Origin of the sequence: Nonomuraea sp. NPDC050680 (genome assembly GCF_040654555.1) — a bacterium.
Taxonomy (GTDB): Bacteria; Actinomycetota; Actinomycetes; order Streptosporangiales; family Streptosporangiaceae; genus Nonomuraea.
In genome coordinates, this window is the sequence record NZ_JBFAIF010000002.1 from 789,716 (window position 1) to 804,411 (window position 14,696).

At 69.4% G+C, this 14,696-nt stretch carries 17 protein-coding genes; 14 read left to right on the forward strand and 3 right to left on the reverse strand.

The genetic code is table 11. The features are described from left to right. The first annotated feature begins 68 nt into the window (after positions 1-68). Genes AB0H88_RS10055 through AB0H88_RS10080 form a run of 6 tightly spaced genes read left to right on the forward strand, consistent with a single transcriptional unit; the run spans position 69 to position 3,024 of the window. On the forward strand, positions 69-233 hold the full coding sequence (locus AB0H88_RS10055; RefSeq protein ID WP_357642935.1) for a hypothetical protein: 165 nt from the start codon (positions 69-71) through the stop codon (positions 231-233). Between the two features lie 48 nt (positions 234-281). Further along, the gene (locus AB0H88_RS10060; RefSeq protein ID WP_357642936.1) at positions 282-662 is read left to right on the forward strand and encodes a phage holin family protein; all 381 of its coding nucleotides are present in this window, start codon (positions 282-284) and stop codon (positions 660-662) included. Continuing rightward, entirely contained in the window at positions 659-1,378 is a 720-nt protein-coding gene (locus AB0H88_RS10065) for a DUF3618 domain-containing protein (protein WP_357642937.1), read from the forward strand. The genes AB0H88_RS10060 and AB0H88_RS10065 overlap by 4 nt, the downstream gene beginning before the upstream one ends. 26 nt (positions 1,379-1,404) lie before the next feature. Next, positions 1,405-1,845: a protease inhibitor I42 family protein gene (locus AB0H88_RS10070; RefSeq protein WP_357642938.1), complete on the forward strand. Its 441-nt coding sequence runs from the start codon at positions 1,405-1,407 to the stop codon at positions 1,843-1,845. A gap of 29 nt (positions 1,846-1,874) precedes the next feature. Then, entirely contained in the window at positions 1,875-2,576 is a 702-nt protein-coding gene (locus AB0H88_RS10075) for a DUF1838 family protein (protein WP_357642939.1), read from the forward strand. A 31-nt stretch (positions 2,577-2,607) separates the two neighbouring features. Continuing rightward, positions 2,608-3,024, forward strand: a complete 417-nt coding sequence (locus tag AB0H88_RS10080) for an HIT family protein (protein WP_357642940.1) — start codon at positions 2,608-2,610, stop codon at positions 3,022-3,024. A 3-nt stretch (positions 3,025-3,027) separates the two neighbouring features. Here AB0H88_RS10080 and AB0H88_RS10085 read toward each other — a convergent pair whose 3' ends face one another. Continuing rightward, on the reverse strand, positions 3,028-4,254 hold the full coding sequence (locus AB0H88_RS10085; RefSeq protein WP_357642941.1) for an OFA family MFS transporter: 1,227 nt from the start codon (positions 4,252-4,254) through the stop codon (positions 3,028-3,030). Positions 4,255-4,376: 122 nt separating this feature from the next. Between AB0H88_RS10085 and AB0H88_RS10090 the strand changes: the two genes are divergently transcribed. The 4 genes from AB0H88_RS10090 to AB0H88_RS10105 are packed head-to-tail and all read left to right on the forward strand — an operon-like array spanning position 4,377 to position 8,232. After that, a complete protein-coding gene (locus tag AB0H88_RS10090) occupies positions 4,377-5,555 on the forward strand; it encodes a histidine kinase (protein WP_357642942.1) in 1,179 nt (392 codons plus the stop codon). Positions 5,556-5,588: 33 nt separating this feature from the next. Further along, complete coding sequence (locus AB0H88_RS10095) at positions 5,589-6,338, forward strand: LytTR family DNA-binding domain-containing protein (RefSeq protein WP_357642943.1); 750 nt, start codon at positions 5,589-5,591, stop codon at positions 6,336-6,338. Then, positions 6,335-6,748, forward strand: a complete 414-nt coding sequence (locus AB0H88_RS10100; protein ID WP_357642944.1) for a hypothetical protein — start codon at positions 6,335-6,337, stop codon at positions 6,746-6,748. The genes AB0H88_RS10095 and AB0H88_RS10100 overlap by 4 nt, the downstream gene beginning before the upstream one ends. Next, a complete protein-coding gene (locus AB0H88_RS10105) occupies positions 6,745-8,232 on the forward strand; it encodes a cation acetate symporter (RefSeq protein WP_357642945.1) in 1,488 nt (495 codons plus the stop codon). The genes AB0H88_RS10100 and AB0H88_RS10105 overlap by 4 nt, the downstream gene beginning before the upstream one ends. Positions 8,233-8,243: 11 nt before the next feature. On the opposite strand, the gene AB0H88_RS10110 is transcribed toward AB0H88_RS10105, so the two are convergent. Next, positions 8,244-9,233, reverse strand: a complete 990-nt coding sequence (locus AB0H88_RS10110; protein ID WP_357642946.1) for a LacI family DNA-binding transcriptional regulator — start codon at positions 9,231-9,233, stop codon at positions 8,244-8,246. Between the two features lie 32 nt (positions 9,234-9,265). On the opposite strand from AB0H88_RS10110, the gene AB0H88_RS10115 reads away from it, so the two are divergent. The 4 genes from AB0H88_RS10115 to AB0H88_RS10130 are packed head-to-tail and all read left to right on the forward strand — an operon-like array spanning position 9,266 to position 13,446. After that, entirely contained in the window at positions 9,266-10,429 is a 1,164-nt protein-coding gene (locus AB0H88_RS10115) for a PLP-dependent aspartate aminotransferase family protein (RefSeq protein ID WP_357642947.1), read from the forward strand. A 34-nt stretch (positions 10,430-10,463) separates the two neighbouring features. After that, positions 10,464-11,720 (forward strand): sugar ABC transporter substrate-binding protein, encoded by a 1,257-nt coding sequence (locus AB0H88_RS10120; protein WP_357642948.1) that lies wholly within the window; start codon positions 10,464-10,466, stop codon positions 11,718-11,720. Next, the gene (locus AB0H88_RS10125) at positions 11,717-12,619 is read left to right on the forward strand and encodes a sugar ABC transporter permease (protein WP_357642949.1); all 903 of its coding nucleotides are present in this window, start codon (positions 11,717-11,719) and stop codon (positions 12,617-12,619) included. Before AB0H88_RS10120 ends, AB0H88_RS10125 begins: the two co-directional genes overlap by 4 nt. After that, entirely contained in the window at positions 12,616-13,446 is an 831-nt protein-coding gene (locus AB0H88_RS10130; RefSeq protein WP_357642950.1) for a carbohydrate ABC transporter permease, read from the forward strand. Before AB0H88_RS10125 ends, AB0H88_RS10130 begins: the two co-directional genes overlap by 4 nt. A gap of 6 nt (positions 13,447-13,452) precedes the next feature. Here the strand turns inward: AB0H88_RS10130 and AB0H88_RS10135 are convergent, their stop codons facing one another. Further along, a complete protein-coding gene (locus AB0H88_RS10135) occupies positions 13,453-14,550 on the reverse strand; it encodes a helix-turn-helix transcriptional regulator (RefSeq protein ID WP_357642951.1) in 1,098 nt (365 codons plus the stop codon). Positions 14,551-14,696: the final 146 nt, after the last annotated feature.

The following is a 14,696-nucleotide window of genomic DNA, read 5'->3' on the forward strand; positions in this document are numbered from 1 at the left end:
AGTGCCCCTTCATCGCGCAGGCTGGTGAATCCCCGTGACGCCCGCAGGTGAAGTTGTACAGTGAAAATATGAATCCTCCCGGATCGTGGTGCGAACGGCCCAAGCCGTGGGCTCCTTCGTGTGAGCTGCCCTCCCCGTGGAGCAAGCCCAAGAAGCCCGACAACTGGTGCGAGGTTCCCCAGTCCCCGGTTCTGTCCGTCGTCGGCTTCCTGCTGCGAGCCGCCAAGCGGTGATAGAAAGCCACTTCGCTGGGTAGTCGCCTCCTCGGCAGAGGAGGCGACGTGAACGACACCCACAAGCTGGTCAACGACCTGTCCGAGCAGGTCTCCCGGCTCGTCAAAGACGAATTGCGGCTGGCGCGGCTGGAGCTCACGCGGAAGGGCAAGCGGGCGGGATTCGGCGCGGGCCTGTTCGGGGCGGCGGGAATGACCGCGTTCTTCGGCGGTGCCGCTCTGGTGGCCGCCGTCATTCTGCTGCTCGCTCTGGTGATGCCCGCTTGGGCGGCTGCCGCGATCGTGGCGGGCGCCTTGTTCGTCGTCGCCGCCGTGCTGGGTCTCATCGGCAAGAACCAGGTGAAACAGGCCGCGCCGCTGGTGCCGCAAGAGACGATCGCCAGCGTCAAGGCCGATATCGACGTGGTCAAGGAGAGGGCTCGGCGATGAGTGAGACGGACCCCGAGTACGGCGAGCAGGGATATAGCGAGCAGCACGCCGGGGACGTGGGCGCCCGCCGGACGACGGTCGGCATGCCGACGGACCACGAGTCCGTCAACGTGCCACCGACCAGGCCGGGCGCGGCGGAGAACGCGATGAAGGCGGAGGCCGCCCGCCAGGAACACGAGATCTTCATCCCCGAACCCCCCGTGGCGGACGAGCGGACCGAGGCGGCGGGGGCCAGGGAAGGCAAGACGGAGCCGCTTGGGGCGGAATCGGCGAACGACGATGAGGAAGAGGACGACGTGCACAAAAACATCAAGGACACCCGTCAGGAACTCGGCAACACCGTGGCGGCCCTGGCCGACAAGGCGGACGTGAAGGGCCGGGCGAACGACGCGGCGGAGGCGGCGAAGGGCAAGGTCACCGAGGTGGCCGGGGTCGCCAAGGACAAGGCCGCCGTAGTGGCCGAGGTCGCCAAGGACAAAGCGGTCGTAGTGGCCGAGCTGGCGAAGGACAAGGCCGTCGAAGTGGCGGACGTCGCCAAGGACAAGGCCGCCGAGGTGGCCGACAAGGTGCGAGATGTTACCCCCGACCAGGTCAAGGGCGCGGCCGACAAGGTCACCACGGAGGCCAGGAAGCGCCCCGTGCTGGCCATCGTCGCCGCCGGTGCCCTCGTGGCTCTGGTCCTGCGCCGGATCGTGAGGCGTAACAGGAGCAAGTGAGCCCCCGATCCCGATAGCCTGCTTGTGTGATTCGTCGAACGGCCGCCACCGCCCTGCTGGCCCTCCTCATGCTGGGGGCCGGCACGGGCTGTGGCGCGGGGTCGGCCGTCAACGACTACGGCAAGATCATCAAAGGCGCCAAGGGCTCGACCGTCACGGTGGAGGTCGGCACGGGCCAGCGGTTCTCGCTGGCCGTGGTCGACAACCCGTCCATCGGTGACCAGTGGCGCCTCGTGGCGGTGCCCGACGCCAAGGTGGCCTCGTTCATCAGCAAGGAATACGAGAGCGACGGCGGCGGGACGGGCTCGGGCGGCACCAGCTACTTCGTCTTCAACGGCAAGCACCCGGGCAACACCGAGGTCAGGCTGTACGACTGCTGGCGCTGCCCCAGCGCCAGTGCCGGCCCGGTCGACGAGCAGAGCAAGGCACAGTCGGGCGAGGCGATCTTCGCGGTCGTCGTCAAATAGAGCATCCGTGGGGGAGACCTGTGGATTTCATGCGAGTGCGTGCCTCGGTCGACGGTACGGAGACGATCTCGTGGTGGACCGGCGACGTCTACGGCTGGCAGCAGGACGACGGCCCGCACCACCTGTTCGGCTTCGAGGGCGTCAACGTGGCCAGGGCGGTCGAGACCGACGGCGGCTGGCAGATGCTGACCAGGGAGGCCGCGGTCTACCTCGACCCGAAGTCCCGCGAGATCCTCGGCACCTGGGACAACCCGTTCACCGGGGCGTCCGTCGAGGTCCGGCACGTCTTCAACGACCCGGTCAACCAGCGCTTCGGCGCCTACCCCGTCCCCACCACCAGGCTCGGCGACCAGATCGTCTTCAACGCCGACATCCGGCTGGCCTACCCGTCGCCGCTCAAGGTCGCCGACTATCCCGACAACTCGGCCAGTGACACCTACCGGGCGCTGGAGCTGTTCCAGTTCTTCGCCTCGGCCAAGGATCTCGACTCCGGGGTGCCGAGCGTGCCGTGCGTGTTCTCGTGGTGCCGGGTCTCGCCGTGGTTGCCGTGGATGGCCATGGGGCAGCGCCAGGGCGGGCTGGTCTACCACTGCCGCGGGCACAAGACGACCGAGGTGCCCGAACGGCTCCGCGCGCACGTGGGCGAGCACTTCCTGCACGCGCCCGAGGAGTGGTCGGCGCCCAACATGACCAGCTGGACGGCTTTCGCGGACAAGTCCGCTCGGGGCTGAAGCCGAGCAGGCGGCCCGGTAGGGTCGGCCGGTGAGCAACGACCTGTTCTGCGAGATCGTCGCGGGCGAGCGGCCCGCCCACATCGTCCACTCCGATGAGGTCGTCGTCGCCTTCCTCGACGTCCGCCCGGTCTTCAAGGGCCATGTCCTGGTCGTACCGAGGATTCATGTCGAGACCTTCGGCGAGCTCGGCGACGTCGGCCCGTTCTTCGAGCGGGTCCAGCTGGTGACCCGCGCGGTCGAGGAGGGGCTGGAGGCGGCCGGCACGTTCGTCGCGATGAACAACCGGATCAGCCAGAGCGTGGCGCACCTGCACGTCCACGTGGTGCCGCGCAACCCGAAGGACGGGTTGCGCGGCTTCTTCTGGCCCCGCACCAAGTACGCCTCCGAGGAGGAGGCGCGGTCCTACGCCGAATTGATCGCTAAAGCGCTTCCCACGCCGAGCTGATCGCTAAAGCGCTTCCTGCGCGGTGACGACCCGCTCGGCCTTCGGCGGCCGGGTGACGAGCGGCAGTACGAGGGCCACCAGCGCGATGATCCCGATCACGGTGAACGCCGTCGTGTAGTTGTCGCCCGAGATGAGCGCGGCCGCGAGCAGCGGCCCGACGATCCCGCCGATGCTCCAGGCCACGATCATCAGCCCGTAGACGCCCCCCGCGTTGCGCAGGCCGAAGAAGTCGCCCGCGGTGGCGGGCATGGTGCCGAACCCGCCGCCGTAGCAGAGGTAGACCACCGCCGACAGGATCGCGAACACGGCCACCTGCGAGGCGTGGCCGAGCAGCAGGAAGCAGATCCCTTGCAGGCCGAGCATCCCGGCGAAGGCGAACATCCGCCCGGTCCGCTCCGAGATCCACCCCCAGAAGATCCGCCCGGCGCCGTTGAACAGCCCCATGACACCGGTCAGCGTGGCCGCGGCGGCCGCGGTGTAGCCGGCGATGGACGTGGCGGCCGAACTGATCACCGAGATGAGCGCGATGCCCGCCGTCACGTTGAGGCAGAGGATGGCGGCCAGCAGGTACCACTGCGGCGTACGCAGCGCCTCGCCCTGCGTGTACTCGCGCCCGCCGGCGGCGATCCGCCCGGTCGCGGCCACCTGGTAGCCGGTCGGCGGGTTGCGGAAGAAGAACGCGCCCACCAGCGTCATCACCAGGTACGCCACGCCCAGCGTGAGGAACGCCCTGGTCGGCACCGCCGGGTTGGACTCCACCAGCCGTTGCGCGACGGGCGAGGTCACCACGGCGCCGAAGCCGAAGCCGCCCACCGCGATCCCGGTGATCAGCCCGCGCTTGTCCGGGAACCACTTCTGCAGCATGGCGATCGGCACGATGTATCCGAGCCCGAGGCCGAAGCCCGCGATGACGCCGTAGCCGAGGATGAGCAGCCATAACCGGGAGTGATCGGCGGCGAAGCCGGCCAGCAGGATGCCGAGCGAGTAGAGCACGCCGCCCGCCAGGGCGACCGGCCGCGGGCCGCGCGTGTCCTGGATCCGGCCGCCGATGAAGGTGCCCAGGAAGATCATGCCGATCGTCACCGAGAACGGCAGCGCGGCCTCCGCCTTGGTGAGGTCGAAGTCGCTCGCCTTGGCCTGGAGCGCCTTGGAGAACACGCTCCAGGAGTAGACGGCGCCGAGTGCGAGCTGGAAAAGTACCGCGGCTGCCGCGAGTAACCAGCGATTCATCCGACCCACCTCGCCGGTGTGTGCTTCGGATCGGGCGAGGCCCATGACAGAACTCCTTGCCCTTTGTCGGAACCTAGATCGGGACTGTCAAAGCGTCAAGGCGGGCACTAGGCTCCGGCGGCGTGGAGTACCTGGTCGGAGTCGCCGTGGTGACCGTGCTCGTGGGCGTGCCCGCGATCGTGCTCTGGAGGGTCCTGCGCGGGCGGCGCGAGCTGGGCACCAGCCCGGCGGAGCGGGCCACGTTCGAGACCCTGCACACCGCGTCCCTGGCCGGGCCGCCGCTGCGCGCCGGGCTGACCGAGGAGGGCGCTCAGAAGGCGTCGCGGCACCTGCGTACGCTGCTCGGCTCGTCGGCGCTGGCGATCACCGACGGGAAGCGGCTGCTCGTCTACGACGGCGCGGGGGAGCACCACGCGAGTCAGGCCTTCGAGCACGCGGGCGCGACGCTGAAGGACGGCCGAACCCAGGTGCTCGCCATCGAGTGCGAGCTGCTCGAATGCCCGATCCGGCACGCCGTGGTCGTGCCGCTCAGCACCGACGACCGGGTCGTCGGCGCACTGGCGGCCTACGGCCCGCACGCCTCGGCGGGGCTGGTCAGGGCCGCTCAGGAGGTGGCCGGCTGGGTGGACTCGCAGCTGCAGCTGGCCGAGCTGGACCGCTCCCGCACCCTGCTGATGGAGGCCGAGGTACGGGCGCTGCGGGCGCAGATCTCGCCGCACTTCATCTACAACTCGCTGACCACGATCGCCTCGTTCGTCCGCACCGACCCGGAACGCGCCCGCGAGCTGCTGCTGGAGTTCGCCGACTTCACCCGCTACTCCTTCCGCAGGCACGGCGAGTTCACCACGCTGGCCGAGGAGCTGCGCTCGATCGACCGCTATCTGATCCTGGAACGCGCCCGCTTCGGCGACCAGCTCCAGGTGACCCTCCGCATCGCCCCCGAGGTGCTACCAGTCGCGGTTCCGTTCCTGTGCTTGCAGCCGCTGGTGGAGAACGCCGTCCGCCACGGCCTGGAGAGCAAGAACGGCGTCGGCCGGATCACGATCGTCGCCGAGGACGCCGGAGCCGAGTGCCGCATCAGCGTCGAGGACGACGGTCTCGGCATGGAGCCCGACAAGCTGCGCCGCATCCTCGCAGGTGAGATAGCCCCCGCGGGCGGCGTGGGGCTGGCCAACGTGGACGAGCGGCTCCGCCAGGTGTACGGAGACGAGTACGGGCTGGTCGTCGAGACGGGCCCCGGCGCGGGCACGAAGGTCAACATCAGGTTGCCGAAGTATCACCCCGGCGTCTCGGCCCGTTGACCTCGATCTTTGTTGTCGGTTTTATCACTGTCTATGGCACAACTCCGGGTCCTCGCCGTTGACGACGAGCTACCCGCTCTGGAAGACCTGTCGTACTTACTGCGCGCCGACCCTCGCATCGGGGAGGTGGCCACGGCGAGGGACGGCGCCGCGGCGCTGAAACTGCTCGACCGTGCCATCGCCGACGGCCGGCCGATCGACGCCGTCTTCCTCGACATCAGGATGCGCGGGCTCGACGGCGTGGTGCTCGGGCGGCTGCTGTCGCAGTTCGCCAACCCGCCCCGGGTCGTGTTCGTCACCGCGTACGAGGAGCACGCGGTCGACGCCTTCGAGATCAAGGCCGAGGACTACCTGCTCAAACCGGTGCGCCCCGAACGGCTGGCCGAGGCGATCAGGCGGGTGGCCGTCTCGGCCGACGTGCCGGTCGAGCTCGGCGAGTCCGACACCATCCCGGTTGAACTGGGCGGCGTGACCCGGTTCGTCTCCAGCGCCGACGTCGTGTACGTCGAGGCGCACGGCGACTACGCCCGCCTGCACACCGCCGCGGGCAACCACCTGGTGCGCATCCCGCTGGCCACGCTGGAGGAGCGCTGGGCCTCGTCCGGGTTCGTCCGGGTGCACCGCAGCCACCTCGTCGCGGTCAAGCACATCGAGGAGCTGCACATCGACTCGGGCAAGTGCACGGTCCGGGTCGGCGACACCGAGATCCCGGTCAGCCGCCGCCACACCCGCGAACTGCGCGACATGCTCGTCCGCAGGGCCAAGAGAGGACGGCCGGAGTGAGCCCGGAGCCCCGCCCCGCCCGCCGGGTGCCGCTCGCCCGCCACGACACCGCGCGTCGGGTCACGGTGACGAGTCCCCGGACCGCCGCCGCGCGCCGCCCCCGCTACCCGGCCACCCGCGAGATCGACGAGCAGACGCACCTCGGCGAGGTGTACATGCGCTCGCTGCTGCGCACCCAGTTCCGTCTGGCCCTGTTCGTCTGCACGGTGCTGGCGTGCGTGGTGTGCGGTCTGCCGCTGCTGTTCCTGGCCATCCCGGAGCTGCGCGAGGTGGACCTGCTGGGCATCCCGCTCCCGTGGGCGGTGCTGGCCGGCCTCATCTACCCCGCCTTCGTCGTCGGCGCCTGGCTCTACGTACGGCAGGCAGAACGCAACGAGCGCCACTTCGCCGACCTGGTCGAACGCCCATGAGCCTCACCGCGGTCGTCGTCGTGGTGGTGGCGGCCGTACTCATCGGGGCGTTCGGCATCCGGTTCTCCCGTACGACCTCCGACTTCTATGTCGCCTCCCGCTCGGTCAGCCCACTGTGGAACGCCTCGGCGATCGGCGGCGAGTACCTGTCGGCGGCGTCGTTCCTCGGGGTGGCGGGGCTGATCCTGTCGTTCGGCGCCGACATGCTGTGGCTGCCCGTCGGCTGGACCGGCGGCTACCTCGTGCTGCTCGTGCTGGTCTCCGCGCCGCTACGCCGCTCTGGCGCGTACACGCTGCCCGACTTCGCCGAGGCCCGGCTGGAGTCGATGACCGTGCGCCGCACGGCCAGCGTGCTCGTCGTGCTCATCGGCTGGCTCTACCTGATGCCGCAGTTCCAGAGCGCGGGCCTGGTGCTGCGGACGGTCACCGGGGCGCCGGTGTGGGTGGGCGGTCTGCTGGTGGCGGCCGTGGTCGCGGTCAACGTGCTGTCGGGCGGCATGCGGTCGATCACGTTCGTGCAGGCGTTCCAGTACTGGCTCAAGCTGACGGCGCTGGCCGTACCGCTGGTGTTCCTGCTCATGGCGTGGCACGCGGACGGGGCGCCCGCGGTGAGCGCGGCCGACGCGGCGACCTGGCAGGTGCCGCTCGCCGGCGGCAAGGAGTACGGCCTGTACTCGACGTACTCGCTGATCCTGGCCACCTTCCTGGGCACGATGGGCCTGCCGCACGTGCTCGTCCGCTTCTACACCAACCCGGACGGCCGGGCCGCCCGCCGCACCACGCTCGTGGTCCTGTCCCTGCTCGGCGCGTTCTACCTGCTGCCCGCGCTGTACGGCTGGCTGGGCCGGATGTACCTGCCCGACCTGGTGGGGACCGACGCGGTCGTGCTGACCCTGCCGGAGCGGATGGTCGGCGGCACCCTGGGCGACCTGCTGACCGCGCTGGTCACGGCGGGGGCGTTCGCGGCGTTCCTGTCCACGTCGTCGGGGCTGACCGTGTCGGTGGCCGGGGTGATCGCCCAGGACCTGCTGAAGGGCAGCGTCCGCTCGTTCAGGGCCGCGACGCTCATGGCGGTCGCGGTGCCGCTGGCCCTGGCGCTGTGGGCGCGGGCCCTGCCGGTGGCCGACGTGGTGGGGCTGGCGTTCGCGGTGGCGGCCTCGTCGTTCTGCCCGTTGCTCGTGCTCGGCATCTGGTGGCGCCGGCTCAGCACCACGGGCGCGCTGGCCGGGCTGTTCGTGGGCGGCGGCCTGGCCAGCGCGGCGGTGCTGGCCACGATCACCGGCGCGCCGTCCGACGGGCTCACAGGCGCCCTGCTGGCCCAGCCGGCCGCCTGGACGGTGCCGATCGCGTTCGCGGTGATGGTGGCGGTGTCGTTTCTGACACCGCACCGGGTCCCGGCGGGGGTGGCGCGGACCATGGTCCGCCTGCACACCCCAGAGGACCTCGACCTGGACCGCGGCGACTGGCGGCCCCGCTCGTCCTGAGAGAGCTGGTCCTAAGAGGGCAGCTCGCCGGAGCCGCGGGTGATCAGCTCGACCGGGACTTTGACCCGTCGCGGCTGGTCCGAGGGGTCCAGGAGCAGGTCCACCGCGCTCCGGCCCAGCCGTGTCACGTCGTAGCGCACCACCGTCACCCCCGGGTTGAACACCTCCGCCAGCGCGAAGTCGTCGAACCCCACGAACGCGGGGCGTTCGGGCCGCTCGCGCAGTGCCTGGAGGATGCCGATCGCGGCCCGGTTGTTGGTGGCGAAGAACGCCGTCGGCGGGTCGGCCAGTGACAGCAGCCGCGTCACCTCCTGCCCGGCCCGCCACGGGTCGAACACCCCCCGCACCACCAGCGACTCGTCCACCGCCACCCCCGCCTCCCGCAGCGCCGCGCGGTAGCCGGAGGCGCGGTCGTGGACCGAGCTCAGCCCGTCGTCGTCGGAGACCAGTCCGATGCGCCGGTGTCCGTGCCCCAGCAGGTGCTCCGTCGCCATCCGGCCGCCCCTGACGTCGTCCAGCAGCACCACGTCCGCCTGCTCCAGGCCGTGCGGCACCCGGTCCACGAACACGGTGGTCAGGCCGCCGTGCTCGCCGAGCCAGCCGTGGTCGGCGGCCGACGGCACGATGATCAGCGAGTCGACCCCCCGGGCGTACATGGACTCCACGAGCATCCGCTCCCGCTCCGGCCGTTCCTCGTACGAGCCGAAGATGACCAGCGCCTCGTGCTCGGCCGCCGCCGCTTCCACCGCCTTGGCCAGGCGGGAGTAGAACTCGTTGGAGATGTTCTCCATGACCAGGCCGAGCGTCAGCATGGTGGCGCGGCGGGCCAGCCGGCTGGCCGCCTCGTTGCGACGGAAGCCGAGCGCGCTGATGGCCTCCTGCACCCGCTGCCGCAGCGGCGCGCTCACGTGCGGCTCCTGGTTGACCACCCGCGAGACGGTCTTCAGGCTCACGCCTGCGTGCCTGGCCACGTCGGCCATCGTCGGCAGACGCGGGTTCATTGGCGCCTCGCGGGCTGGCATATGGTGCCCCCATGGATGATGAATGGATCTGTGGACGGCTGGGCGAGGACGAACCGTGGATGCTGGGCGCGGTCAACCCGCCGGTGTTCGAGAACTCCCTGTTCACCTTCGAGACGGTCGGCGAACTGGGTGAGGCGATCAGGAACGAGGACGAGCGCTACGTCTACTGGCGGGGCACCAACCCGACGGTCGACCTGGTGCAGCGCAAGCTCGCCGCGCTGGAGCGGGGGGAGCGGGCCAAGTGCTTCGGCTCCGGCATGGGCGCGATCGCCGCGACCATCTCCTCGCTGGTGAAGGCCGGTGACCATGTGCTGGTGCTGGGCGCGGTCTATGGGCCCACCACCCAGTTCCTGCGTTACCTGGAGAAGTTCGGCGTCACGCATACGCACGTCGAGGATCTTGACGGCTGTGACAGCGCTATCACGGCGAGCACCCGCCTACTCTACTTCGAGTCTCCCTCCTACATGGCCTACGCCGTCGTGGACATCGCGGAGGTGACCGCGTGGGCGCGGGAGCGGGGGCTGGTGACGGTGATGGACAACACCTGGTCCACGCCGCTGTTCCAGAAGCCGCTGACGCTCGGGGTGGACCTGGTCGTGCACTCGCTGTCGAAGTACATCGGCGGCCACAGCGACCTGGTCGGCGGCGTAGTGATCGGGCCGTCGCGGCTCATCAGGCCGCTGGCGCTGACCGAGTACCAGCTCTACGGGGCGGCCATGTCGCCGCACGACGCGGCCAAGGTGATCAAGGGGCTGCGTACGCTGCCGGTACGGATGGCGGCGCACCAGGAGCGCGGGCTGGCGGTGGCCGGCTTCCTGGCGGATCATCCGGCGGTGCGGCGGGTCAACTATCCGGGGCTGCCCTCGCATCCCGGTCACGCGCAGGCACTTCGCCAGATGTCCGGCTTCTCCAGCCTGTTCAGCCTGGAACTGGACACCGACTCCCGGCCGGTGGTCGCAGCATTCATCGACTTGTTGCGACATTTCAGGATCGGGGTGTCTTGGGGAGGCTTTGAGAGCCTGGTCAACGCGCCCGCGCTCTCGACCGAGGAGAGCGTACGAGCGACCATGGGCATCCCGATCGGGCTGGTCCGCCTGTCGGTCGGGCTGGAACCCGCCGACACGTTGATCAAGGACCTCGGTCTAGCGCTGGAGGGTGCCAGTCCCCTAGCGTGATTGACAGCGCTGTCTTTCCTCTCTGGAGGCTCAGATGAGAACCCCCCTCCTTGCGTCCTTCGCCGCGGCAACCCTGGTGCTCGCGGGCTGCGGCTCCGGGTCGTCGTCCTCGGGAGAGGTACGGCTGCGCATGATCGAGAGCCTGACCAGTCCCGAACGGACGAAGCTGATCAAGACCTTGATCGCGGACTTCGAGAAGGCGAACCCGAAGGTCAAGGTGGAGCTGATCTCGCCGCCACTCGACAGCGCCGACCAGAAGATCACCCAGATCCTGCAGACGAAGAAGGGCTTGGACGTCCTGGAGGTCCGCGACCACACGGCCAAGTCCTTCTCCAACAACGGCTGGCTGGCCGTACTGCCGACCACGGAATGGGCGGGCTGGTCGGACCTGACCGAGCTGGCCCAGAAGAAGGCGGTCGAGGTCGGCGGCAAGCCGTACCTCATCCCGTACGGCTTCTACGAGCGCACGCTGTTCTACCGGACCGACTGGGGCATGGCACAGCCGCCCACGACCTGGCAGGAGCTCTACGAGGCCGGCAAGAAGATGACCTCGGGCGACAGGTTCGGCTACTCCTTCCGGGGCGGCAAGGGCGGCGCCGACTATGTGGTCCAGATGATCAGCGCCTACAACGGCGAGGCCCTGAATCCCGAGAAATCCTTCTTCCTCAAGGACAAGCGGACGATCTTCTCGACCCCCGAGGCCGTCCAGGCCACGGACCTGTTCGTGAAGATCTTCAAGGAGATCTCGCCGCCCGACTCGGTGTCGTGGGGCTATCCGGAGATGGTCCAGGGCTTCACCTCGGGCGTCACCGGCATGCTCATCCAGGACCCCGAAGTGATCAAGACGGTCCAGGAGAGCTCGGTCAAGACCTGGTCCACGGCCCCGATCCCCAAGGGCCCCTCGGGCTACGCCTTCCAGCCGGTCGGCTACGCGGGCTGGGGTGTGACGTCCTTCAGCGAACACCCGAAGGAAGCGGTCAAGCTGGTGCAGTTCCTGTCGGAGGCCAAGCAGAGCGTCGCCTTCGCCAAGGGCAACTCGCTCATCCCGATCTCCAAGCAGGCCCAGAGCGACCCGCAGTTCTCGCAGGGCGCCTGGAAGGCCTACCTCCAGGCGCAGCAGGACCCCAAGCAGGTGATCACCATCCGGCCGGTCGACTACCCGGGCTGGAGCCAGTTCCAAGTCGACTCCGACCGTGACGCGCAGGCGCTGCTCACCGGCAAGAAGAGCACGGCCGAGGTGCTCAAGTCGTGGGACGCGTTCTGGACGGACCAGGCGAAGAAGGTCTCGTGAGCGTGGGATCCGCCAGGCCCGCGTTCACCGCCCGCAAGGCCAGGTTCATCGCCCTGTGCCTGCTGCCCGGCGTGGTCTTCGTGGTGCTCTTCACGTACTACCCGGTGATTCGCGGCGCGATCATCGCCTTCCAGCGCTACAACCTGTTCGACCTGACCTCGACGCCGTTCGTGGGCCTGGAGAACTTCCGCGCGGTGCTGGCCGAGGACCGGTTCTGGACGGCGCTCCGCAACACCGGCACCTGGGTGGTCGTGTCGCTGTTCTTCCAGTTCTTCCTCGGCTTCGGGCTGGCGCTGCTGCTGCGGCGGCACTTCCGCGGCCGGGGGCTCTACCAGGCGTGGGTGTTCTTCCCCTGGGCGATGTCCGGGTTCCTGATCGGGCTGCTGTGGCGGTGGATGTTCAACGGGCAGTTCGGGGTGATCAACGACCTGCTGCTCAGGAGCGGGATCATCGAGCACCGCATCGGCTTCCTCGCGACGCCCGGGTGGGCGATGACCTCGGTCATCGTCGCCAACGTCTGGTACGGCGTGACCTTCTTCGCCATCATGATCATGGCGGCCCTGCAGTCGGTGCCCCGCGAGCTCTACGAGGCGGCGGACGTGGACGGGGCGTCACGGCTCAGGCAGTTCTGGCACGTGACGCTGCCGCACATCCGGCCGACGCTGGCGCTGATCGTGCTGCTGCGCATCATCTGGATCCTGAACTTCCCCGACCTGATCTACTCGATGACCGGCGGCGGACCCGCGGGGAGCACCGACATCATCACCACGTTCCTCATCCAGCAGGTGATCGGCGGCGACTACGGCCGAGGGGGCGCGGTCGGCATGCTCGTCCTCGGCCTGCTGCTCGCCTTCAGTGTCTTCTACCTCAACGCCACCCGATTCGAGAAGGCCCGATGATTCAAGAAAGGATGAGACGCCTGGCCAAAGGGATCGTGCTCGGCGTCTGGCTGCTGATCACGCTCTTTCCCCTCTACTGGATCGTCGTCACCTCGCTCAAGCCCAAGGCCGAGATCTTCTCGATGCCGATCAAATACTGGCCGGGCAACGTGACGTTCGAGCACTACGCGGACCTGTTCTCCTTCGCCGACTTCGGCACCTACCTGCTCAACAGCCTGCTCGTCTCGCTGGTGGCGGCCGGGGCGGTGACCGTGATCGGCGTGCTCGGCGGCTACACGCTGGCCCGCTTCAGCTTCCCCGGGCGGGGCGCTCTCATGCTGGCGTTCCTGGTCACCCAGATGCTCCCGCTGTTCATCGCGCTCGGCCCGCTCTATCTGCTGATGTCCGACCTCGACCTGCTCAACCGGCTGGCCGGGCTCATGCTCGTGTACGTCGCCATGCTGGTGCCGTTCTCCACGATCATCATGCGCGGCTTCTACGAGCGCATCCCCGTGGCCCTGGAGGAGGCCGCGCAGGTCGACGGCGCCTCCCGGCTGGTCGCCATGGTCCGGGTGGTGATCCCGGTCATGCTGCCGGGCATCGCCGCGACGTTCATCTTCGCCTTCGTGCAGTGCTGGAACGAGTTGTTCCTGGCGATCACATTCATCGACAGCGAGGACGCCAAGACCATCCCCGTCGCCATGAACTCCTTCATCACCCAGTACGACATCGACTGGGGCTCGATGGCCGCCGCCACCGTGGTCTCGGTGCTGCCGACGCTGGTGCTGTTCGCCGCGATCCGCCGCTACATCGTCGAAGGGCTCACGGCCGGCGCGGTCAAGGGGTGACGACCGTCAGCCGGTGAGCGCGGCCATGAGCTCGTCTCTGCCGCTCGCGCCGGTCTTGCGGAACACCGCCTTCAGGTGGTCGTTGACGGTGTGCACCGACAGGTCGAGGCGGCGGGCGATCTGCTTGGGGGCCGCGCCGTCGTACAGGCACTCCACGACGCACCGTTCGCGCGGCGTGATGCCGTACCAGTCGCAGAACGACGGGAGCAGCAGCGAGCCGGTGGCCGCCTGGATGATGATGGCCACGTCGCCGTCGCCGTCGGGGGAGAGGGGCTGGCCCTCGATCGCCGTCCAGCGACCGAAGCTGGCCGCCGGCGCGCAGATCAGCGGGCGCCAGGAGCCGGGGTCGCGGGCGTACGTCCGCGTGTCGAGTGACAGACCGATCATCGACGTGTCGGCCAGCCAGCCGGGCAGGTCGCACCGGCCGGGCGTCCACATCTGCGCCAGCCACGCGCGGGCCTGCGGCGTGACCGCGCGAACGGCGTGGTCGGCGCCTATCACGATCAGGCCCGCGGGCAGCGCCGGGAACGACGGGGCCAGCGGCGCGACGGTCACATAGCGGCGCAGCGCGGCCAGCAGCGCCGGGGCCAGCCGTACCGCCCTGTCCGCGTCCTCGGCGCCGAACGGCCGGCCGCCCTCCGAGCGGATCAGCCCGAGCAACCCCCACACGCCGTGGGAGTCGCGCAGCAGCAGCCGGAGTTCGCAGCCCGCACCGTGCGCCAGCAGCACCTCCCGCGTCAGCCGGTCGCCGTGCAGGTCGCACGGCCCCTCGCCGTGCTGCTTGCAGCGGCTGCCGCCGCATCCCGCGCCCACCAGGCCCACCGGCACGGGCCGCCGGGCCAGCGCGGCCGGGCGGCACGGATCCTCGTCGAGGTAGCGGCTCATCGCGAGCGCGCGAATGAGCGCCGGCTCGTAGCGATGCCAGAAGCTGAAGGACCCGAGTCCCAGCCCGGTCGCCGGGCTGGTGCCGACCAGCCGCAGCGCGTCATGACTCACCCACCGCGAGACGGCGCGCGAGATCGCCTCACCCAGCTCGTCGGGGCTCGCGCCCTGCCCCATCGCCGCGTTGAGCTCGCGGAAGAGCCGATCCTCCGATGGAATCACGCCGATCACATCAGCACGTCGGGAAGGCCCACCACAATCGCCCCACAGGGTAGTCATTTCATTACTCAGAGTAAGTACGCCGTGGTTCCGGGCCTGGTACGCGCCGGCGGGCGCATCTGCGGCGGGCCTCACTGCCGCGGGGTGAG